General features: G+C 74.2%; 18 protein-coding genes. 15 read left to right on the top strand and 3 right to left on the bottom strand.

Going from position 1 to position 20,925, the window contains the following annotated elements:
- The first annotated feature begins 296 nt into the window (after positions 1-296).
- Positions 297-1,160, top strand: coding sequence for a hypothetical protein (locus OG488_RS07000; protein ID WP_329238477.1), 864 nt, complete (start codon positions 297-299; stop codon positions 1,158-1,160).
- Positions 1,157-2,401, top strand: a complete 1,245-nt coding sequence (mycP, locus tag OG488_RS06995; protein ID WP_329226918.1) for a type VII secretion-associated serine protease mycosin — start codon at positions 1,157-1,159, stop codon at positions 2,399-2,401. Before OG488_RS07000 ends, mycP begins: the two co-directional genes overlap by 4 nt.
- A 16-nt stretch (positions 2,402-2,417) precedes the next feature.
- On the opposite strand, the gene OG488_RS06990 is transcribed toward mycP, so the two are convergent.
- Positions 2,418-3,326 (bottom strand): serine hydrolase, encoded by a 909-nt coding sequence (locus tag OG488_RS06990; protein ID WP_329226916.1) that lies wholly within the window; start codon positions 3,324-3,326, stop codon positions 2,418-2,420.
- 86 nt (positions 3,327-3,412) lie between these two features.
- Here OG488_RS06990 and OG488_RS06985 point away from each other — a divergent pair, with 86 nt between their 5' ends.
- Entirely contained in the window at positions 3,413-4,141 is a 729-nt protein-coding gene (locus OG488_RS06985) for an SseB family protein (protein WP_329226914.1), read from the top strand.
- A 55-nt stretch (positions 4,142-4,196) separates the two neighbouring features.
- Here OG488_RS06985 and OG488_RS06980 read toward each other — a convergent pair whose 3' ends face one another.
- A complete protein-coding gene (locus tag OG488_RS06980) occupies positions 4,197-4,562 on the bottom strand; it encodes a DUF1844 domain-containing protein (protein ID WP_103516633.1) in 366 nt (121 codons plus the stop codon).
- 329 nt (positions 4,563-4,891) lie between these two features.
- Here OG488_RS06980 and infC point away from each other — a divergent pair, with 329 nt between their 5' ends.
- From infC to OG488_RS06935, 9 genes are all read left to right on the top strand, one after another.
- Positions 4,892-5,611 carry a translation initiation factor IF-3 gene (gene infC / locus OG488_RS06975; protein ID WP_329238475.1) on the top strand — a complete coding sequence of 240 codons (720 nt, stop codon included), beginning with the start codon at positions 4,892-4,894 and terminating at the stop codon, positions 5,609-5,611.
- A 120-nt stretch (positions 5,612-5,731) separates the two neighbouring features.
- Positions 5,732-5,926: a 50S ribosomal protein L35 gene (rpmI, locus tag OG488_RS06970; protein ID WP_099176763.1), complete on the top strand. Its 195-nt coding sequence runs from the start codon at positions 5,732-5,734 to the stop codon at positions 5,924-5,926.
- A 112-nt stretch (positions 5,927-6,038) separates the two neighbouring features.
- Positions 6,039-6,422, top strand: coding sequence for a 50S ribosomal protein L20 (gene rplT, locus OG488_RS06965; protein ID WP_003970214.1), 384 nt, complete (start codon positions 6,039-6,041; stop codon positions 6,420-6,422).
- A 154-nt stretch (positions 6,423-6,576) separates the two neighbouring features.
- A complete protein-coding gene (locus OG488_RS06960; protein WP_329226911.1) occupies positions 6,577-7,416 on the top strand; it encodes a TrmH family RNA methyltransferase in 840 nt (279 codons plus the stop codon).
- Between the two features lie 139 nt (positions 7,417-7,555).
- On the top strand, positions 7,556-8,710 hold the full coding sequence (locus OG488_RS06955; RefSeq protein ID WP_329226909.1) for a sensor histidine kinase: 1,155 nt from the start codon (positions 7,556-7,558) through the stop codon (positions 8,708-8,710).
- 114 nt (positions 8,711-8,824) lie between these two features.
- A complete protein-coding gene (gene pheS / locus OG488_RS06950) occupies positions 8,825-9,952 on the top strand; it encodes a phenylalanine--tRNA ligase subunit alpha (protein ID WP_329226908.1) in 1,128 nt (375 codons plus the stop codon).
- Positions 9,952-12,462 carry a phenylalanine--tRNA ligase subunit beta gene (gene pheT, locus OG488_RS06945; protein WP_329226906.1) on the top strand — a complete coding sequence of 837 codons (2,511 nt, stop codon included), beginning with the start codon at positions 9,952-9,954 and terminating at the stop codon, positions 12,460-12,462. Before pheS ends, pheT begins: the two co-directional genes overlap by 1 nt.
- Positions 12,463-12,828: 366 nt before the next feature.
- Positions 12,829-14,169 (top strand): transcriptional regulator, encoded by a 1,341-nt coding sequence (locus OG488_RS06940; RefSeq protein ID WP_329226904.1) that lies wholly within the window; start codon positions 12,829-12,831, stop codon positions 14,167-14,169.
- An 87-nt stretch (positions 14,170-14,256) separates the two neighbouring features.
- Positions 14,257-14,787, top strand: coding sequence for an NUDIX hydrolase (locus tag OG488_RS06935; protein ID WP_329226903.1), 531 nt, complete (start codon positions 14,257-14,259; stop codon positions 14,785-14,787).
- Positions 14,788-14,928: 141 nt separating this feature from the next.
- On the opposite strand, the gene OG488_RS06930 is transcribed toward OG488_RS06935, so the two are convergent.
- Entirely contained in the window at positions 14,929-15,555 is a 627-nt protein-coding gene (locus OG488_RS06930) for a hypothetical protein (RefSeq protein ID WP_329226902.1), read from the bottom strand.
- A gap of 164 nt (positions 15,556-15,719) precedes the next feature.
- On the opposite strand from OG488_RS06930, the gene OG488_RS06925 reads away from it, so the two are divergent.
- From OG488_RS06925 to OG488_RS06915, 3 genes are read left to right on the top strand one after another with little or no spacing between them, the layout of a single operon-like run.
- Positions 15,720-15,992, top strand: coding sequence for a hypothetical protein (locus OG488_RS06925; RefSeq protein WP_329226901.1), 273 nt, complete (start codon positions 15,720-15,722; stop codon positions 15,990-15,992).
- 47 nt (positions 15,993-16,039) lie between these two features.
- The gene (locus tag OG488_RS06920) at positions 16,040-17,008 is read left to right on the top strand and encodes a hypothetical protein (RefSeq protein ID WP_329226899.1); all 969 of its coding nucleotides are present in this window, start codon (positions 16,040-16,042) and stop codon (positions 17,006-17,008) included.
- Positions 17,005-20,745 carry a CHAT domain-containing protein gene (locus OG488_RS06915; protein WP_329226897.1) on the top strand — a complete coding sequence of 1,247 codons (3,741 nt, stop codon included), beginning with the start codon at positions 17,005-17,007 and terminating at the stop codon, positions 20,743-20,745. Before OG488_RS06920 ends, OG488_RS06915 begins: the two co-directional genes overlap by 4 nt.
- Positions 20,746-20,925: the final 180 nt, after the last annotated feature.

Here is a 20,925-nt window from a genome sequence, read left to right as displayed (position 1 = left end):
CCGTCCCGGCCCCGCAGCCCGGCCCGAGTGGCGTCCCGGCCCCGCACGTCCCCCGGACCCCGCCTCCCGCGCCCCGCGCCGAACCCGCGCCCGGCACGACGCCTGTACGTCCCGCGCCCGGCCGGGCGCCCGCGCCGCAGGTCCCGCGTCCGCAGGCCGCCCCGCCCGCGCCCCGCGCCGAGCCCGTGCCCGCTGTGGAGACGACCACGCGGCTCCGCCCCGTACCGCCGGCGCCGCCCGCACACCCCGGACCGCCGCCACCGCCCGCCGCCACTCGGCGCAGGCCCGTCGGCGCCGTGGACCTCACCCCGCGTCCCGGCGCCACCCCGGCCCCGCCCGGCGCGTACTACGCGTACGCCGAGACGCCGGCGGAGACCACCACCCGGCTGCGCCCCGTCAAGGCCGGGAACCCCTTCCGGACCGCGGTGGCCGCCGTCTGCGCGGTGCTGGGCCTCGGCCTCATCGGCGGGGCGGTCACCGGAAGCTGGCTCACCGGGGACTCGGCGGCCGAGCCGGGCGCCGGCAGCGCGTACACCGTGACCCGCTCCGTCTGGCACAGCGCGCCCGTCGACACCCTCTTCCCGCGCACCCTCAAGGGCGACGGCGCGGGCCCGGGCGCCACCGACCGGGTCTGGACCCGGGTCGCCGTCGCGAGCGACAGCGGCTGCGCGGCGGGCCTGGACCCCCTGCTGCTCAAGACGCTCGGCCCGGTCGGCTGCGAGCGTCTGGTGCGGGCCACCTACACCGACGCCACCCGCAGCAGCGTCACCACCGTCGGCATGGTCTTCACCGAGGGGGACGCCGCGGCGATGGGTGCCCTGAGCACCCGGTTCACCACGCAGAACCTCGCCGGCCGCTCCGACCTGATGCCCCGCACCTACCCGGCCGAGAACACCGTGGCCGCCGGATTCGGCGACCGGCAGCGGGCGAGCTGGACGGTCCACGTCCTGACCGAGGTGCCGGTGGTCGTCTTCGCCGTCTCCGGCTTCGCGGACGGCCGTCCGGTCGCCGAGCCGCAGCCCGCGGCCGAGGCCATGGCGGCCGATGCCGCCACGGCCGTCGCCCAGGCAGGACTCGGCCACGAGGCGAAGGGCGTCGCGGACCGGGTGGAGCGCGCCCTGCGCAGGACCGTCACCGACCTCACGGAGAAGCCGGAATGACCCGTCCCCGCCGGCTCCGGGCGCTCGCCGCCGTGGCCACGGCCACCGCCTTCGCCCTGCTGCCCGCCGTCCCCGCCCACGCGGACGCCATCCGCGACCAGCAGTGGGGGCTGGAGGCCCTCCACACCGACGCCGCCTGGCAGACGACGAAGGGCAAGGGCATCACGGTCGCGGTCCTGGACACCGGGGTCGACGGCGACCACCCCGACCTCGCCGGCCAGGTGCTCGCGGGCAAGGACCTCATCGGGTTCGGCGCCGGGCGCGGCGACAGCTCCTGGGCCCTGCACGGCACGGCGATGGCAGGGATCATCGCGGGCCGTGGCAGCGGCCCCGGCCGGGCCGACGGCGTGCTCGGCGTCGCCCCGGAGGCGAAGATCCTTCCCGTGCGCGTGATCCTCGAGTCCGGCGACCCGTCGCGCAAGAAGGCCCGCGCGTCACGCGGCACCGCGCTCGCCGACGGCATCCGCTGGGCGACGGACCACGGCGCCGACGTCATCAACCTCTCCCTCGGCGACGACAGCGAGTCGGCCCACCCGGAGCCCGGCGAGGACGCCGCCGTGCAGTACGCCCTCGGCAAGGGCGTCGCCGTCGTCGCCTCCGCGGGCAACGGCGGCGAGAAGGGCGACCGGGTCTCCTACCCCGCCGCCTACCCCGGGGTGATCGCCGCGGCGGCCGTCGACAAGTACGGCACCCACGCCGCGTTCTCCACCCGCCGCTGGTACGCCACCGTCAGCGCACCCGGCGTCGACGTCGTCGTGGCCAACCCCGACCGGCACTACTACATCGAGTGGGGGACGTCCGCCGCCGCGGCCTACGTCTCCGGGGCCGTGGCCCTGGTGCGCGCGGCGCACCCGGGGCTCTCGCCCGCGCAGCTCAAGACGCTGCTCGCGGACACCGCCCGCGACGCCCCTTCCGGCGGCCGCGACGACGCCAGGGGCTACGGCCTGGTCGACCCCGCCGCCGCGATCGAGGCCGGGGCGAAGCCGCGCCCCGACGACCTGGCCGCCCGGGCCGCCGAGGCCGGGCACCCCACGGAGTACTTCGGCTCCGGCCCCACCCCCCGGAGCGACGACGGCGGCCCGGCCGGCTGGCTCGCCCCCTCGGCGGGCGGACTCGGTGCCGTACTCCTCGCCCTGGCCGTGGTGCTGTGGCGCGGACGGAACGCCGGCGGCCGGAACACCCGGGGCAGGAGCCCCGCCGGGCCCGCGTACACCCCGTTCCCCGGCGGCCCCCTCCGCTGACCGGCGTCCGTCCCGCTCAGTCCCGGCCGGCCACCGCGCCCGTCACCCCGGCCGCCGCCTCGGCGACGGACTCCACCAGGGCGATCCCCGCCTCCTTCGTCGCGTGGCCGCGCGACAGCACCGCCAGCAGCAGGGTGTGCCCGCCGCTCTCCACCGACCCGATGCTGTTGATGTCCCACAGCCCCGTCGTGGTCCGGGGCATCCAGCCGTTCTTCAGCACCGCGCCGGTGCCCGCCGCCGACACGCCCCACCGCTGGTCCGCCTCGACCTGGCCCATCAGCCCCGTCAGATACGCGCGGGAGTCCGCCGACAGCGCCGAATCCGCACCGGTCACCGCCCGCAGCAGCCGTACCTGGTCGGCGGCCGTCGTCTGGGTCAGCCCCCACGCGTGGACGGCCTGCGTCCCGGTCAGTCCCAGCCGCTCGTTGGCCGCGTCGAGTCCGTCCTCGCCGCCGACCACCTTGAGCAGCTCGGTGGCCGAGGTGTTGTCGCTGCGCCGGATCATGGCCTCCGCGTACGCCTGCTCGGCACCGCTCAGCTCCCGGTCCTCGTCCTGCGCGAGCAGCAGGAGCGCCGCCAGGATGTCCACCTTCACGATGCTGGCGGTGTCGTACGTCCCGTCGCCGTACGAGGCGCCCGCACCGCTCTCCGTGTCCAGCACGGCCACCGACACATCGGCCCCGTCGGCCAGGGGTGCCAGCGCGTCGGCCAGCTCGGCGTCGAGATCCACCTGGGGCTCCTCGCTCGGGCCCGTCGCGGCGGGCGGGCTCGACGCGGACGGTACGGCGGCCACGGCCGCGTGCGCGTCATCGGGCGAGCGACCCACCGGATACACACCTCCCGCGGCGCAACCGGCCAGCAGTACGGCGGCGGCCGCGGTCACGAGGGAGGACGGCGCGGGCCTGCGCGTTCTGTGACGGGGCATGGCCCGGACGCTAGGCAGCCCACCTGGCAGCAGCCTGTGTCCGACCTGTCGCCCAGGTGGGAGAGGTGACCCACTACGCTCGTCGTGTGGCGCTCAAGAACATCCCGGACCCCGGTTTCTCCGACGACGACGGCACTGCCTCGCCCGAACTGACGGCGGCCCTCGCGGCCTGGGCCGCCGACCGGACGGCCGTCGGCCCGGTCCTCGCGGCTCTCCGCGACGCCCGGCTGCTCGTGCCGGTCGTCGCCGTCCTGGGCGAGGTGGAGGAGGACGAGAACGGGCTGCGCCGCGAGAAGACCAGCGACATGGCGGTGCCGACCCTGCAGGCCGGCGACCGGCGCGCGCTGCCCGCCTTCACCTCCACCGCCACGCTGGCCCTCTGGGACCCCGAGGCGCGCCCCGTCGCCGTACCCCTGCACCAGGCGCTGCAGGCCGCCGCGCACGAGAAGGCGGACACGGTGGTGCTCGACCTCGCGGGCCCGGTCGCCTTCGAGCTGACCGGCCCTGCCCTGCTGGCCCTGGCCGAGAACAGGGTGAGCGCGGACCCGCTCGACGACCCCGCGGTCGTCGCCGCGGTGCGCGAGGCGGTCGCCGCCGAGCCCGCGGTGCTGCGGGCCCACCTCGGTCCCGGCGGGGCCGACGGCACCCTCGCCCTCGTCCTCGCCCCGGACGCGGTGGTCGCCGAGGCCGCCCGCCGGGTCGCCGACGCCCTCTCGGCCAGCGAGGTGCTGCGCGCACGGCTGGTGCGGGGCATCGACCTGGCGCTCCTGCCGGCCGGTGCCGAGGCCCCGGGCGAGCCGCTGTTCAGCCGCTGACGCGCGGGAGCCCGCCACCTGTCGCAGGCGGCGGGCTCCGAGGAGTGCGGGGTGACTAGCCGTAGACGGGGCCGGTGTACTTCTCGCCCGGGCCCCGACCCGGCTCGTCCGGGACGAGCGAGGCCTCGCGGAAGGCCAGCTGGAGCGACTTGAGGCCGTCGCGCAGCGGTGAGGCGTGGAAGGTGCTGATCTCGGTGGCGCTCGCGTCGAGCAGCCCGGCCAGGGCCTGGACCAGCTTGCGGGCCTCGTCCAGGTCCTTGTGCTGCTCGCCCTCCTCGGTCAGGCCGAGCTTCACGGCGGCCGCGCTCATCAGGTTGACGGCGACGGTCACGATCACCTCGACCGCGGGAACCTCCGCGATGTCGCGGGCCATGTCGTCGAAGCCGGGGTTCTCGGTGCTGGGGGTGGTCGCGTCGCTCATGCCCCACACGATAAGGCCACGTCGGCGGGGATCTTCCTGCGGGAGCCGTACGGACAGCGGGTTCGCCGTGGCCCCGGGGAGCTGCTAACCTTGTGTAACGACCGGCCGGACACCTATGTGACCGGCCCACAAGTGGAGGCTCCGATCTCCCACCTGACCGTCCTCCGGGACGGCGGGTCACCGGTCAGGTGGCAGCCATCGTTCCGTACGGACGATGGGGCCGCCCGATTACGCCCCGCGGTTGCACGCGGCGGTGTTCCGGTAGTTCCTGGAGCCCCGCATGTGTCCCGTCCGGGGCATTTCTGTTTTCCCGGCTCGGTTGGTCATACATAAGACGTTACGCGGCTGTCCGCCAGGCGGTCGCGTGGTGCTACCGAGGAGGATCCATCAGCGCCGAGCCCCGCATCAACGACCGGATTCGCGTTCCCGAGGTGCGACTTGTCGGTCCCAGCGGCGAGCAGGTCGGGATTGTTCCGCTTGCCAAGGCCCTGGAGCTCGCACAGGAGTACGACCTCGACCTGGTCGAGGTGGCGGCGACAGCCCGTCCCCCCGTGTGCAAGCTCATGGACTACGGGAAGTTCAAGTACGAGTCGGCCATGAAGGCCCGTGAGGCGCGCAAGAACCAGGCGCACACGGTCATCAAGGAAATGAAGCTCCGGCCGAAGATCGACCCGCACGACTACGACACCAAGAAGGGTCACGTCGTCCGGTTCCTCAAGCAGGGGGACAAGGTCAAGATCACGATCATGTTCCGCGGTCGTGAGCAGTCCCGTCCCGAGCTGGGCTTCCGTCTGCTCCAGCGTCTCGCTTCGGACGTCGAGGACCTTGGGTTCATCGAGTCGAACCCGAAGCAGGACGGCCGGAACATGATCATGGTTCTGGGCCCGCACAAGAAGAAGACCGAAGCCATGGCCGAAGCCCGCGAGGCCCAGGCCGCCCGCAAGGCGGAGCGTCAGGGGACCACCCCCGACGCCGAGTCCGAGGGTGACACCGCTGAGGCCCCGGCCGCAGCGGCCGAGGCTCCGGCCGAGACACCTTCCGAGGCGTGACCTCCGGGGGCAGCCACCCAGGCGCCCCCGGGTCCCTCGGAAACCACCCAAAGATCTGACGCCCCTGCAGTCCGGTGCCCGCACCGAGAGGGGCGCCACTGACGAGGAGATAACGGCGCTATGCCGAAGAACAAGACGCACAGCGGTGCCAGCAAGCGCTTCAAGATCACCGGCTCCGGCAAGGTGCTGCGCGAGAAGGCGGGCAAGCGCCACCTGCTCGAGCACAAGTCGTCCAAGAAGACCCGCTCGCTGACCGGCACGGTCGTCGTGGCTCCGGCCGACGCCAAGAAGGTCAAGAAGCTTCTCGGCAAGTGAGGCGCCGTCTCCGGTGAACCCGGAGACGCCCTCGATCCGACCGGGACCAATTCGTTTCCGGGTCGGGTGAGTCTGAACTGCGACCACCCGCCCCCGCTGCAAGGAGTTAAAAGTGGCACGCGTCAAGCGGGCAGTAAACGCCCACAAGAAGCGCCGGGCGATCCTCGAGGCCGCCAGCGGTTACCGCGGTCAGCGTTCGCGCCTGTACCGCAAGGCCAAGGAGCAGGTCACCCACTCCCTGGTCTACAACTACAACGACCGCAAGAAGCGCAAGGGCGACTTCCGTCAGCTCTGGATCCAGCGCATCAACGCGGCTGCCCGCCAGAACGGCATGACGTACAACCGCCTCATCCAGGGTCTGAAGGCCGCCAACATCGAGGTGGACCGCAAGATCCTGGCCGAGCTCGCGGTCAACGACGCCAACGCGTTCGCCGCCCTCGTCGAGGTCGCCCAGAAGGCCCTCCCGAGCGACGTCAACGCCCCGAAGGCCGCCTGATCCAGGCAGCACTTCCAGCGTTCCGAGCCGGACCCGCAGGCGTGTGCCGTCTGCGGGTCCGGTGCGTTGCACGACGTGTCGCGTACGGAGTCAGCCGTACGCAGAGAAACGTACGCAGAGAAGCTGACATACGCAGAGAGGCTCGCCGCCGACCATGGGCACCCCCGAACTGATCTCCGCGCGATCGCCGCGAATCGCCGCCGCACGCCGACTGGCCAGGCGCAACTTCCGCGGCAAGGAGCGCAGGTTCATCGCCGAGGGGCCGCAGGCCGTGCGGGAGGCCGCCGCCCACCGGGGCGGTGACGGGGAGCCCACGCTGACCGAACTCTTCGCCACCGTCGAGGCCGCCGAGCGGTACGCCGACATCATCGACGCCGCCCGCGCCGCGGGAGCCCGCGTCCACCTCGCCGACGGCGACGCGCTCGCCGACATCTCGCAGACCGTCACCCCCCAGGGGCTCATCGGCGTCTGCCGCTTCCTGGACTCGCCCTTCGAGGACATCCTCGCGGCGAAGCCCACCCTGGTCGCCGTCCTCGCCCACGTACGCGACCCCGGCAACGCGGGCACCGTGCTGCGCTGCGCGGACGCCGCCGGCGCCGACGCGGTCGTGCTGACCGACGCCTCCGTGGACCTCTACAACCCCAAGTCGGTCCGTGCCTCCGTCGGCTCGCTCTTCCACCTGCCGGTGGCCGTCGGCGTGCCCGTCGAGCAGGCCGTGCGCGGGCTGCGGGACGCCGGTGTCCGCATCCTGGCGGCCGACGGCGCCGGTGAGGACGACCTCGACGACGAGCTCGACGCGGGCACCATGGGCGGTCCCACCGCCTGGGTGTTCGGCAACGAGGCGTGGGGCCTGCCCGAGGAGACGAGGGCCCTGGCCGACGCCGTGGTCAGGGTCCCGATCCACGGCAGGGCCGAGAGCCTCAACCTCGCCACCGCCGCCGCCGTGTGCCTCTACGCCTCCGCGCGGGCGCAGCGCCCCCGGCACTCCGGCTGATCCCGCCCGCACCCCACCGATCGATACGGGCCACACCCGGCCGGTGCCCACCCGGAGGGTGTCGCCCGGCTGCTGACGCCTAGTAGGGTGGCGAACTCGGGGGCCCACTGCACCGGTTCGAGAGGTGGGGTACGGGAGAATGGCTGTCGGCATGAGCAGGCCGCGAGCGACACACACGGCCGCCGTGCGCGCCCTCTCCGACGGGGCCGGCGGAAGCCGGGCCCTCGGGGACCCCGCGGCGGACATCGACCCGGACGATCTTCCCGACGGACTCGTCGTCGCCGACGAGAACGGCAAGGTCGTCTGCTTCAACAGGGCCGCGTCCCGGATCACCGCCACACCCGTGGCCGACGCCCTCGGCCACTCCCTGGACCAGGCACTGCCCCTCGAGGACCTCAAGGGACGCCGCTGGTGGGAGCTGACCGACCCCTACGGCGGGCTCGCCACCCGGGTCGGCCAGCCCGAGCGGAATCTGCTGCTCCCCGGCGGCCGCGAGGTCCTGGTCTCCGCCCGGTACGTACGGGAGGCCCCGACGGGGCCCGTCCGGAGGCTCGTCGTCTCGCTGCGCGGCACCGAGGCACGCCGGCGCACCGAGCTGAGCCACGCCGAGCTGATCGCCACCGTCGCCCACGAGCTGCGCTCCCCCCTGACCTCCGTCAAGGGCTTCACCGCCACGCTGCTGGCCAAGTGGGAACGGTTCACCGACGACCAGAAGCGGCTGATGCTGGAGACCGTCGACGCCGACGCCAACCGCGTCACCCGGCTCATCGCCGAGCTGCTCGACATCTCCCGCATCGACTCGGGCAGGCTCGAGCTGCGCCGCCAGCCCGTGGACATCTCCGCCGCCGTCGAACGCCACGTCCAGGCGCTCACCGCGAACGGCCAGGCACCCGACCGCTTCCTCGTGCACACCCGGCAGCCGCTGCCCGCGCTCTGGGCCGATCCGGACAAGGTCGACCAGGTGCTCGGCAACCTCCTGGAAAACGCGGTGCGGCACGGCGAGGGAACCGTCACTATTGACATCGCCCCTGCGCCCGCACCGGGCAAGAGCGACGAGAGCGGAACGGCAGTCACCGTGAGCGACGAAGGTCCCGGCATCCCCGAGGAGTCGATGGGCCGCGTCTTCACCCGCTTCTGGCGGGGGAGCAAGCGCGGCGGGACCGGCCTGGGCCTCTACATCGTCAAGGGCATCGTCGAGGCCCACGGCGGCACCATCACGGTCGACCGCGCGCCCGGCGGAGGCGCCGAATTCCGATTTATCCTGCCCGTGAGCGCGCCGGCCTATCTGGCCTGAGCGGCCCACGGGCTTCTTCGCCCCCCGGCGGCCCGTAGACTCGACTTTTGGCACCTTTGCGTCCTCAGTCGTCCAACCAGGGTCGCCACCAGCCAATCGGAAGCACGGGAAGAGATGTCGGCACCGAACAAGTCGTACGACCCAGTCGAGGTCGAGGCACTGAAACCGGAAGAGATCGAGCGCATGCGGGACGAGGCGTTCGCCGCCTTCGCCGCCGCGGGCGACCTCGACGCGCTCGCCCAGGCGAAGACCGCGCACACCGGTGGAACCTCGCCCCTGTCGCTCGCCAACCGGGAGATCGGCGCGCTGCCGCCGCAGGCCAAGGCCGAGGCGGGCAAGCGCGTGGGCCAGGCCCGCGGCGCCGTCTCCAAGGCGCTGGCCGCCCGCCAGACCGAGCTGGAGGCCGAGCGTGACGCCCGGGTGCTGGTCGAGGAGGCGGTGGACGTCACGCTGCCCTACGACCGCGTCCCGGCCGGTGCGCGCCACCCCCTGACGACGATCATGGAGCGCGTCGCCGACGTCTTCGTCGCCATGGGCTACGAGATCGCCGAGGGCCCCGAGGTCGAGGCGGAGTGGTTCAACTTCGACGCCCTGAACTTCGTGCCCGACCACCCGGCGCGGCAGATGCAGGACACCTTCTTCGTCCAGGGCGCCGACGGTGCCAAGGGCGACGAGTCCGGTGTGGTGCTGCGTACGCACACCTCGCCCGTCCAGGCGCGTTCCCTGCTCAGCCGCAAGCCCCCCGTCTACGTGGTCTGCCCCGGGCGGGTCTACCGCACCGACGAGCTCGACGCCACGCACACCCCGGTCTTCCACCAGATCGAGCTGCTCGCCGTCGACGAGGGCCTCACCATGGCCGACCTCAAGGGCACCCTCGACCACATGGTCCAGGCGCTCTTCGGTCCGGACATGAAGACCCGGCTCCGGCCGAACTTCTTCCCGTTCACCGAGCCGTCCGCCGAGATGGACATGGTCTGCTACGTCTGCCGCGGCGAGTCCGTCGGCAACCCGGACCGGCCCTGCCGCACCTGCGGCAGCGAGGGCTGGATCGAGCTCGGCGGCTGCGGCATGGTCAACCCGAAGGTGCTGGTCGCCTGCGGTGTGGACCCCGAGAAGTACAGCGGATTCGCCTTCGGGTTCGGCATCGAACGGATGCTGATGTTCCGCCACAACGTCGAAGACATGCGAGACATGGTCGAGGGTGACGTCCGGTTCACCCGGCCGTTCGGGATGGAGATCTGATGCGCGTCCCGCTTTCCTGGCTGCGGGAGTACGTCGACCTGCCGGCGACGGCGACCGGCCGCGACGTGCAGGCCGAGCTCGTCTCCGTCGGCCTCGAGGTCGAGACCGTCGAACAGACCGGCGCCGGCCTCAAGGGCCCCCTGGTCGTCGGACAGGTCCTGACCATCGAGGAGCTGGAGGGCTTCAAGAAGCCCATCCGCTTCTGCACCGTCGACGTCGGCACGGCCAACGGCACCGGTGAGCCGCAGGAGATCGTCTGCGGCGCCCGTAACTTCTCCGTCGGCGACAAGGTCGTCGTGGTCCTCCCGGGCGCGGTGCTGCCCGGGGACTTCGCGATCGCCGCGCGCAAGACGTACGGCAAGACCTCGCACGGCATGATCTGCTCCACCGACGAGCTCGGCATGGGCGACGACGGCACGCACGGCATCATCGTGCTGCCGCCCGAGTACGAGCCCGGCACCGACGCGATCGAGCTCCTCGAGCTCGTCGACGAGGTGCTCGACATCGCCGTCACTCCGGACCGCGGCTACTGCCTCTCGATGCGCGGGGTCGCCCGCGAGACCGCCATCGCGTACGGGCTCCCGCTGCGCGACCCGGCGCTCCTGGACGTGCCGCCGCCCAACGCGCACGGCTACCCGGTGAAGGTGTCCGACCCGATCGGATGCGGCAACTTCACCGCGCGCACGGTCACCGGCCTCCGGCCCGAGGCGCGCTCCCCGATCTGGATGCAGCGCAGGCTGCAGAAGGCCGGGATGCGTACGGTCTCGCTCGCCGTCGACATCACCAACTACGTGATGCTCGAGCTGGGCCAGCCGCTGCACGCCTACGACCGGAGCCGCGTCGAGGGCACGATCGGGGTGCGCCGCGCCCAGCAGGGCGAGAAGCTCACCACGCTCGACGGTGTCAAGCGCGTCCTGGACGCCCAGGACCTGGTCATCACCGACGACCGCGGGCCGATCGGTCTCGCGGGTGTCATGGGCGGCGCCGACACCGAGATCGCCGACGTGGCCGAGGACACGGCGACCACCGAGGTCGTCATCGAGGCCGCGCACTTCGACGCGATCGCCATCGCCCGGACCGCGCGCCGCCACAAGCTGAGCTCCGAGGCGTCCAAGCGCTTCGAGCGCGGCGTCGACCCGCAGGCCGCCGCCGCTGCCGCGCAGCGCACGGTCGACCTCCTGGTCCTCCTCGCGGGCGGTACCGCCGAGGCCGGCGTCACGGAGATCACCGCTCCGTCGGCGCCCCACACCATCGCGATGCCCGCGAACCACCCCGACCGGGTGGCCGGCGTCGCGTACGGCCGCGAGACCGTCGTGCGCCGCCTCCAGCAGGTCGGCTGCGACGTCTACGGGCAGGACGAGCTGATCGTCACCGCGCCGTCCTGGCGCCCCGACCTCGCCGCGCCGAACGACCTGGCCGAAGAGGTCATCCGGCTGGAGGGGTACGAGAACCTCCCGTCCACCCTGCCGACCCCGCCCTCCGGGCGCGGGCTCACCGACCGCCAGCGGCTCCACCGCCGCATCGGCCGGGCGCTCGCCGGCGCGGGTTACGTCGAGGCGCTCAGCTACCCGTTCATCGGTGACACCGTCCTCGACCAGCTCGGTCTGGAGAAGGACGACGCCCGCCGCCGTACGGTCACCCTCGTCAACCCGCTCTCCGACGAGGAGCCCGCGCTGCGCACCACGCTGCTGCCGGGCCTCCTCGGCGCGCTGCGGCGCAACGACGGCCGCGGCAGCCACGACCTGGCGCTCTTCGAGACGGGGCTCGTCTTCCGGCCCACCGGCGAGGAGACCAAGGCCGTACGGCTGCCCGTCGACCGCCGGCCCACCGACGAGGAGATCGCCGGACTGGACGCGGCGCTCCCGCGCCAGCCGCGCCGCGCCGCCGTCGTCCTCGCGGGCGCCCGTGAGCAGGCCGGCTGGTGGGGCAAGGCCCGCACCGCCACCTGGGCGGACGCCGTCGAGGCGGCGCGCACCATCGCCGGTGAGGCGGGCGTCGAGGTGACGGCCCGCGCCGACCGGCACGCACCGTGGCACCCCGGCCGCTGCGCCGCGCTGTACGTCACGGTCGACGGCGAGGAGACCCTCTTCGGCCACGCCGGCGAGCTGCACCCGCGGGTCGTCAAGGAGCTCCACCTCCCCGAGCGGACCTGCGCCACGGAGGTCGAGCTCGACGTCCTGGAGCGGGCCGTGGACGGTGCGCTCCAGGCGCCCCGGATCTCCTCCTTCCCGGTGGCGACCCAGGACGTCGCGCTCGTCGTGGCCTCGGACGTGCCCGCCGACGCGGTGGAGCGGGCGCTCCGTGAGGGCGCCGGCGACCTCCTCGAATCGCTGCGGCTGTTCGACGTCTTCACGGGCGAGCAGATCGGCGAGGGCAACAAGTCCCTGGCGTACGCGCTGAGGTTCCGTGCCACGGACCGCACGCTCACCGTGGAGGAGGCCTCGGCGGCCCGCGACACCGCGGTCGCCCTGGCCACCGAGCGCACCGGCGCGGTGCTGCGCGGCGCGTAGGGCCAGCACGGCACCCGAGGGGTGAGAAGGGGCGTATCCGGCCACCGGATACGCCCCTTCTGTTCTCGCCGGACGGCGGGGGACCGCACACGGCCCGTCTGTCATCGGGGCAGTGAGCCGTGCGATCCGGCGCCGCCCGCCCTGCCACGGAGTGTCGGGCAGGCCGGCAGGGCGGACGGCGCGGGTGCGGGTCGTCGAACTGTACGAGGGGGAGCCGACGACCCGGCCGCCTCTTGCGAGGCACTCATTCAAGCGAGCGGTACGCCGGTGCGGCAGGGCGCACGGCGGGACGGTTCGGGCATTCCGTTCACACCCCGTGTGAATCGTGCTGGACTAGGCTCATCGCGACGCGTACATGGGGGGGCAATGGAGCCCAACGTCCTGCTCGATTCCCTGATCGACGAGGCGGGTGTGTCCCGTGCGGGACTCGCCGTCCACGTCAACCAGGCCGGCCGATCCCGCGGGCTGTGCCTGCGCTACGAACACACGGCGGTCTCCCGCTGGCTCAAGGGCCAGCGCCCGCGCGGGCAGGTGCCCGACCTGATCTGCGAGGTCCTCGCGGGCCGGCTGGACCGGTCCGTCACGCTCGACGACATCGGCATGGGGATCGCCGGGCTCCACACGACGGCGCCGAGCGCCGGCCTCTCCGGATTCGTCGAGCACGCGCCGGCGCTGTGGCGCTCCGACCACCAGCAGCGCCCGCATCTCGCCACCGCGGCGGCCGTCACGGGCACCACGGCGGTGATGCCCGTCTGGGAGTGGGAGAACCCTCCCGAGGACGCCGACGTCTCCCGTCCCGGGCCCTCCCGCGTGAGCATGGCGGACATAGCGATGCTGCGCGCGGCCCGCGCCCACTACGAGCAGATGTACCGGAAGGCCGGAGGGATGGCGACCAGATCCCGCATCGTCGGCTTCCTCAACGCCGAGACCGCGCCGCTGCTGCGCGGCGGGTACAGCGATGCCACAGGCCGCCAGCTGCACCGGGCGACCGCCGGCCTGGTGGCCGTCGCCGGCATCTGCGCCTACGACTCCGACGCCCACGGGCTCGCCCAGCGCTACTTCCACCAGGCCCTGCGCCTGGCCAAGGCCAGCGGGGACCGGGGGCTCGGCGGCTATGTGATCGCGCTGCTCGTGAACCAGTCCCTGTACCTGGCCGAATTCCGCCGGTCCGTCGCCTTCGCCGAGGCGGCCCTGCGCGCCGCCGGCCCGCACATCACCCCGGCGCTGGCCACCGATCTGCACGCGATGCAGGCCAAGGCCTACGCCCGGCTCGGCGACCACCGCAGCGCACTGGAGTGCATCCGCCGGGCGGAGACCGAGGCCGGACGCATCGGCAGCGGGAGCGAGCCGGACGAGACGGGATACGTCCAGCCCGGCCTCGTCGACGTCCAGGTGGCGGAGGCGCTGCTGCGGCTCGGGGACGTGGCCGGCGCCCGGGAGCACGCGGCGGCGGCCGTACGCTCCCCCGCGCACGACCGCGGGGCCGTGCACCGGCTCGCCCTGCTGACCCATCTCGAACTGCTCCAGGGCGAGGCGGACAGGGCGGCCCGCACGGCCGCGGAGATGGCGGAACGGGCCCGGGGGATGGAGTCCCAGCGGCTCAGGGACCGGCTGCGCTCCGTGCGCGAGCACCTGGCCGCGAGCGGCAGCGCGGACGCCTCGGCGGCGGCGGCCCTCATCGACGGAGCGCTCCGCGTGCCCCTGTGAGCCTCGTCCCGGAGCCCTCCACGCGTTCCCCTGCGGGGCGGACCCTGCTGCGATGTTGCCATCGACCAGTCGGAAGGTGGCAGAACTGTGCAGTGGACGAACTTAAACGAACAGACCGTGTACGAGAATCGCTGGTTCCGGGTCAATCTCGCGGACGTCGCACTCCCTGACGGCCGGCACCTGGACCACTTCCTCATCCGCCTCCGGGCCGTCGCCGCGGCGACCGTCGTCAACGAGGCCAACGAGGTCCTGCTCCTGTGGCGGCACCGCTTCATCACCGACAGCTGGGGCTGGGAGCTGGCCGCGGGCGTCGTCGAGGACGGCGAGGACGTCGCCGTCGCGGCGGCGCGGGAGATGGAGGAGGAGACCGGCTGGCGCCCCGGTGAGCTGCTTCCCCTGATGACCGTCGAACCGGCCAACGGTCTCATCGACGCCCGGCACCACCTCTTCTGGTCCCGCGAGGCGACGTACACCGGACACCCGGCGGACGACTTCGAGTCCTCGCGGCGCGAGTGGGTGCCGCTCAAGCTCGTGCCGGACATGGTCGCACGCGGCGAGATCCCCGCGGCCAACATGGCGGCAGGGCTGCTGATGCTCCATCACATGCACCTGGGGTGAGGACGCGTGCCGGTGCGGCGGACGTTCCGGAGGTCCGCCGCACCGGCAGGGTTCGAAGGCGCGAACGCCCCGGACCGGAGATCTCGGTGGCGAGCCCGTCCACCAGGCGGAGCTTTCGGGCCGAAGGCCGACCGGGGCTCCTCACGGCCATGTCGTGCGCCACGACGCGGCGCACGTCCTCGGCAGGTACAACGACAGCACCCCGGTGACGACGTGGACCAGCGCCAGGAGCGCCATCTCACGGTTGGCCAGGAGCAGGACGGGGACGGCGACCGTGCCGCAGGCGAAAAGGAACCAGGCGATGGGGCGGAACGGGGTGATGCCCCCGGTCACGTCGCCGGCGCTCCACCGGCCGGAGGCGACGAGGAGGAGGGCGGCGGTGAACCGGATCCGGAACGCCGGAGTGCCGGTGGGGTCGGCTGCGGGGACCAGCCACGTGCTCACGTCGACGTCGGCCGGGCCCTCGGTCTCGCGCGTCACGGGTTCGAGGCGAGCCGCGACGAAGTAGCTCAGGGCCAGGTGGACCGCCCGTGCCAGGGGAGTCAGGGCCGTGCAGAAGGCCGCTCGGGCGCGCCGGACGCCCGGTACGGCGGCGGACCGGGCGCAGGCGTCGCGCGTGCGACGGTGGGCCGCCACGGCGAGGGCGTACCAGGCGAGCAGCCAGGTGGCGACGACGAAGACGTACAGGACGAGGCCGTGCGGGCCGAAGACGGATGCCAGGAAGGCCTCGACGAGGTCGTCAGGCTTCGTGAAATCGGTTATCGCCATGCGTCCCCCGGAGCGGCTGGTGACCGTGTGGGCAGGTGAAGTCAGCTCTCCTGTGTGGTCCGTGACGGCCTTTCGGGGGAATCGGCCGCTTCATGGACCGTGCTCGGGCCACCGGGCTACAGTGCGTGGCGGAACGCCGTACGGCCGTGAGCCCGGGGGGTCGGATGGGGCAGCGCAACCACGACGAGGACGCCGACGACTGGTTCGGCGGCGACGAGCCGCTGGACGTCGCGGCGGCGGACGGCCGGCTGGCCCTCGTGCCGCCGTCGCAGGCGGTGGGCGGCTCCCTCTTCAGCTGGCAGTGCTCCCGCGACCCCGGGGACACCGTGCCCTGCACCACCGACAAGCCGGGCAGCATGGACTTCCCCCATGACGGCGAGCTCCTGTGCGCGTGCGGGGCGGACCTGGTCTACCAGCGGCGGGGCGCCCGGGGCTGAGCCGGCGCTGACGGGGCCGGGGCGGGGCAGACACCAGGAGGAAGGCCGTGGGGATCATCTCGGCGCTGGCGTCAGGGCCGGCGAAGCGCTGGACGGCGCTGATCAGCGGGGGCGCCTACGCGTTCACCGCCGTGGCCGTACTGCTGCTGCGCCCCTGGCAGCCGCCCGCAGGCGGCTGCCGGGCAGCCGGCCCCACCGCCGTGCTCTGCGATGCCGGCCGCGGTGAGCCGCTGGCGCTCGCCGCCCTCGGGGTGCTGGTGGTCGTCGCCGCGAGTGGAGCCTCCCTGGTGGTGACGGCCCTGGCGGGACCGCTCGTGCATCTGCTGTCCGGCACGGCGCTGCCCGTACGCGGACCGGTCGCCGCACTGGTCGCCCGTGGGGTCGTCGGCCGCGTGAGGGCGAAGCAGCGGCTCACCGCCCAGGCCGAGGAGCCGTGGACGAGCCGCGCTGCCGCCGAGGCGCGCCGGCAACTGCACCGGCGTCCCGTGCAGGACGTGCTGACGGCGCCGACCAGGATCGGTGACAGCTTCGCAGCCATGGGCGAACGCATCCTGGGGAGGCACCGGCTGGATGCCCAGCTCTGCTGGCCGCTGCTCCAGCAGGTGTTCGACGAGCCCGCCCGGCGCGATCTGGAGCGTGCCTCGGACCAGGTGCTGGGCCGGGCGCGCAACCTGGTCTGGGCGGCGCTCACCGTCGTCACCGCCCTGCCGCTCGCCCTGCTGGACCGCGTCGCCCTGTGGCCCGCCGCGCTGGCCGCCCTCGCGGGCGCCGTGGTCGGCGCGTTGCTCCTTGCCGGGCTGGGGGACGGTGTCGACGACTACGCGGACACCGTGGAGGCGGCGCTGCTGCGCCACCGGGACGCGCTCTACGCGGCGGCCTCCTGGCCGCTCCCCGCGGACACGGGGGACGAGAAGCGGACGGGCGACGCGTTCACCGCCTACCTCCGGCGCACCGGCCACCCCGCACCGCAGATCACCTTCGAACGTCCGCCGCCCGAGGAGCCGCCGGTCCCGTGATCGACTACACCCACCCGGCGCGGGAGCGCGGCCGGGACAGCGACCTGGCGACCGCCCTGCGCGCCGCCGCGGACCACACCGAACGCCTCGTCCGGCAGGCCGCCCGCGCCGGGGCGGACCCGACGGGGGAGGTGAACGACTGGTACGACACGGTGCAGAGGGTCGCGGACGCCTGCGCCCGGGCCGCCGCCGTCGGCCACGTGCCCTCGCCGGACGAGGCGCGGACCCTGGACACGTGGCTCCTGCGGGCCACCGACTGCCTGGGAGCCTGTCGCCGGCTACTCCGTGCGGCCCGGCACCTCATCGAACCGCCCCTGACCGACGCCGAGGTGCTGGACGCCTACCTTGCCCTGCTCGACCTGACGCACGTGGTCCACGAGTCGGCCGACCACGTCCGCCGTTCCCTTGCCGTCCGGCGCGGCGGCATACCGCCGCGGGAGGCGCCCGAGCGGTTCGTCCGGAGCAGAATCGCCCACCAGGACCTCATGCGGAGGGCGTTACGCCTGCTCCCGGACGAGGACGCGCGGCGGGACGAGTGGATGTTCCGCTACGTGGTCCTCGCGCAGCGCGTCGCGGAGTACGGCGGGGACAGCCCCGGCGAGGCGGAGGCCGCCCGGGCGACCGCGGAGGAACTGGCCCGGCCCGGCAGCCGCCTGGACGACGCACAGCGGGCGCAGATGCGCGCCGCCGGGGCCGCGCTCGCCACCCAGGTGCACACCGGTGGGGACGCCGCCCGCGCCACGGGCGCCGCGGACCTCGCCCTGGCCCACCGGGCCGTCTGGCGGGCCGCCCAGGACGACCCGCTGGCGGCCGCCCGGTTCGGCGCCGAGCTGCTGCGGGCGGTCACGGTGGGCGAGAACGTCGACGGGCTGGGCCTCCACGACGCGGTGGCGGCACTGGAGCACGCCGTCCGGACCATGGACCCCGGCTCCCCGGAATGGCCCGAGGCCCTGGCGGCGAGGGCCCTGGCCCGCACCCAGGTGATCGGGACCTGGTCGGTCCGGGAGCGCGACATCGGGGCGGTCGTCAACGAACTCGACGGCGTCCGCGGCCTGTTGCCGCCAGGGCATCCGCTGACGGCGCCTGTCGACCTCGCCCTCGTACAGCTCCTGTCGCTGCGCGGCTCGGGTGAGGGCTCACTGAGCGACATCCGGTCCGCGCTCGCCATGCTGCGCCGGGCACGGGTCCAGCACCCCGCCGACCCGATGCACCGCCTGGTCCTGGACGCGGTCTTCGCGCAGGTCCACACCGCCTTCCACTACCACGCGGGGGCCGACGACGCGGACTGCACCGGCACCGGCGACGAGGCCACCCCCGCGGTGGACCGGGTCGGGCACGCCGCCCGCACGACGCAGTTGCTGCGCCTTTGCGTGGACCGGGCACGGCGGCTGGCGGACACGCGGGAGGACCACAGCCCGGAACTGCTGGCGCTGGTCCAGCACACCCTGGGCTGGTCGCTGCTGATGGCCGCCACGTACACGGACGGCGGCAGCCCGCCCGGCGGCGGCGAGCGGTACGCGCTGCTGTCCGAGGCCCGTACGGTCCTGAGTGAGTCCCTGAGCCGCACCGACGAGCGGTCGCCGCAGCGGGCCGGGCGGGAACTGCTGCTGCACATCGCCTGCTTCGTCGAGGCCCAGGCGCCGACGGCCCCGCCGGGCGCCGCCCGCCCGCCCGCCGACGCCATCGGCCTGCTGGTGGAACGGCCTGACGTCTCGTCCCGTCCGCCGTTCCAGGACACCGTCCGTGCCGTCCACTTCTACGCCCGGACCCTGATGGCCCACACCGCCCGCGGTGGGGAGGAGCCGGGGGACCGGGACCGGCGGCTGCGGCAGATGGAGGAGGCCGTGGCCGCCCGGCCGGAGGCGGTGGACACGCCCGCCGTGGACCTGCGGATGCAACTGGCCCGGGAACACCGCGCGGTGAACCCCGCCCCCGCCGGGCTCGGCGACCTGCTCGTCCGGGCCGCGCGGCCCGGACGGTCGTCGGCGGCAGGGGGCCGGGCGGGGCGCGAGCGGTCCCGCCGGCTCGGGTGGGAGGCCCTCGGTCTGCTGGCGCGCAGGGCGCTGGTGCAGGAGGTCGCCGCCGACGCGGTGCTGACGGCGGAACGGGCCGGGCCGCTCTCCCGAGAAGTCGCCGGGTGGTGCGTCGCGGACGGCGCGCTGGAAGAGGCCGTCGGGACGCTGGAGCGCGGCCGGGCGCTCGCCCTGCACACGGAGATGGTCACCGTGGACGTGCTGAGCACCCTGTCCGGGCTCGGCCGCGCCGATCTGGCCGGTGAGTGGCGCGGCTGGCGGGACGCCGCACTTCGGCAGGACCGGGCCGGGCGCCGGCCGGACGGGACGGCGACCGGGCCCGGGGCCGCCCTCGGGGAGGGAGCGGGCGGCGACGCCTGGGACTCGTACGCCGAACACCCGGTGCCCGAGCGCCTCGGAGCCCGGGTGCGGGCGGTGCTGGAGGAACACGGCGCCCTGGACACGCTGCTGGGGACGGTCCCGGTGCCCGAGATCGCGGCGGCGCTGCGCAGGACCGGCAACCACGAGCTGGTGTACCTGCTGCCGACCCAGAACTCGCCCGTCTCCGGGGGCGCGCTGCGGGTGCGGAGCGACGGCGGCGTCCGCTGGACGCCCCTGAGCGGCCTGGCGGATCCCTCCTCCCTGGACGCCTACACGGGCGCCCTGGAACTACTGCTCTCCGCACCGCGGGCGGATGCTGTCGAGCACGCCTGGCGGGCCCGTCTGGAGGAGGTGTGCGACTGGGCGGGGCGGGCGGTGGTGGAGCACCTGGCGCGGGACGCCGGGGGTGCCGGGGCCGACTGCCCGCGGCGGCTGGTGCTGGTGCCGCTCGGGGCGCTGGTCGCGGTGCCGTGGAGCGCGGCACGGCTGCCGGGGGCGGGCGGGCGCCCGGGCCGGGCGGTCGAGCGGATGGTGCTGTCCACCGCCCCTTCCGCCCGGATGTTCGTGGCCGCGGCCGGGCGGCCCCCCGTCCGGGCCGGGGACGACGCCCTGCTGGTCCTGGGGCTGACGGGGGAGCAGGCCCGGGTCTCGTCGAGCAGGGCACTGCACCGGCTGTACCCGAGGCCGCGCCTGCTGGCGCCCGAGACGGGCCGCCCCTCCGGCCGGCCCGTCCGCGGCCCGGACGGCACGACGCGGCCCGCGGAGGTCCTCGACGAGATCCGGCGGGCCGCCCTCTCGCACGGCATCGTGGACGTCTCGGCGCACCTGCTCCCCGATCCGTCGGACAGTTGGCGCTCGCACCTCGCCTTCGGCGCGGCCTTCGGCGCCGACGGGACACCGGCCGGTGACATCGACCGCCTGTCCGTGCAGACCATCGCGGCGCAGCGGTTCCCCGTGCCGCCGGACGGGCCCGGGCTGTGCGTCTCCCTGGCCTCGTGCATGAACGGACTGCCGCGTCGCCACCCGGACGAGTCCTTCACCATGGCGGCGGCGTTCCTGGCCGGGGGAGCGTCGTCCGTGCTGGGCTCGCTGTGGCTGGTGAGGCTGCACGCGACGGCCCTCGTGGACCTCCTGTTCCACCACGGTCTCCGCACGGGTCACGCGCCGGTGGACGCGCTGCGTCAGGCGCAGCTCTGGATGGCCGGCCCGGTGCGGGAGCCGCCCGCGTCGATGCCGGCCGACGTGCGGCGGCTCGCGGCCGACCTGCTGAACGCCCTCACGGCCTCGGGCCACGATCCGGCGGACCCGGCGTTCTGGGCCGGACTGGTGGTCGTGGGCCGCTGAGCAGCGGGCGAGGACGCGCGGGACGGCCGGCACGGCGGTCGGCCTGCCGGCTCGGTTCCCAGGCGCGGTCGAGGGCTGCGGGGAGCCGGGCGGCGACGGCGCGGGTACCGGTCCGGGTCCGGACGGCGCTGCGGGCCGCACACGGTCCTGACCTCGGGAAGGTGCCCCGGCGGGCCCACC

The sequence above is a fragment of the Streptomyces sp. NBC_01460 genome (genome assembly GCF_036227405.1).
GTDB lineage: Bacteria > Actinomycetota > Actinomycetes > Streptomycetales > Streptomycetaceae > Streptomyces.
This window is presented reverse-complemented; position numbering and strand designations above follow the sequence as displayed.

Excerpts from the sequence above, each read along its gene's own strand:
- pheT (WP_329226906.1), top strand. The coding sequence starts at position 9,952 with ATGCGCGTCCCGCTTTCCTGGCTGCGGGAGTACGTCGACCTGCCGGCG.
- OG488_RS06930 (WP_329226902.1), bottom strand. The coding sequence starts at position 15,555 with ATGGCGATAACCGATTTCACGAAGCCTGACGACCTCGTCGAGGCCTTC.
- rpmI (WP_099176763.1), top strand. The coding sequence starts at position 5,732 with ATGCCGAAGAACAAGACGCACAGCGGTGCCAGCAAGCGCTTCAAGATC.
- OG488_RS06980 (WP_103516633.1), bottom strand. The coding sequence starts at position 4,562 with ATGAGCGACGCGACCACCCCCAGCACCGAGAACCCCGGCTTCGACGAC.
- OG488_RS06925 (WP_329226901.1), top strand. The coding sequence starts at position 15,720 with ATGGGGCAGCGCAACCACGACGAGGACGCCGACGACTGGTTCGGCGGC.
- pheS (WP_329226908.1), top strand. The coding sequence starts at position 8,825 with ATGTCGGCACCGAACAAGTCGTACGACCCAGTCGAGGTCGAGGCACTG.
- OG488_RS06960 (WP_329226911.1), top strand. The coding sequence starts at position 6,577 with ATGGGCACCCCCGAACTGATCTCCGCGCGATCGCCGCGAATCGCCGCC.
- OG488_RS06940 (WP_329226904.1), top strand. The coding sequence starts at position 12,829 with ATGGAGCCCAACGTCCTGCTCGATTCCCTGATCGACGAGGCGGGTGTG.
- OG488_RS06955 (WP_329226909.1), top strand. The coding sequence starts at position 7,556 with ATGGCTGTCGGCATGAGCAGGCCGCGAGCGACACACACGGCCGCCGTG.
- OG488_RS06990 (WP_329226916.1), bottom strand. The coding sequence starts at position 3,326 with ATGCCCCGTCACAGAACGCGCAGGCCCGCGCCGTCCTCCCTCGTGACC.
- mycP (WP_329226918.1), top strand. The coding sequence starts at position 1,157 with ATGACCCGTCCCCGCCGGCTCCGGGCGCTCGCCGCCGTGGCCACGGCC.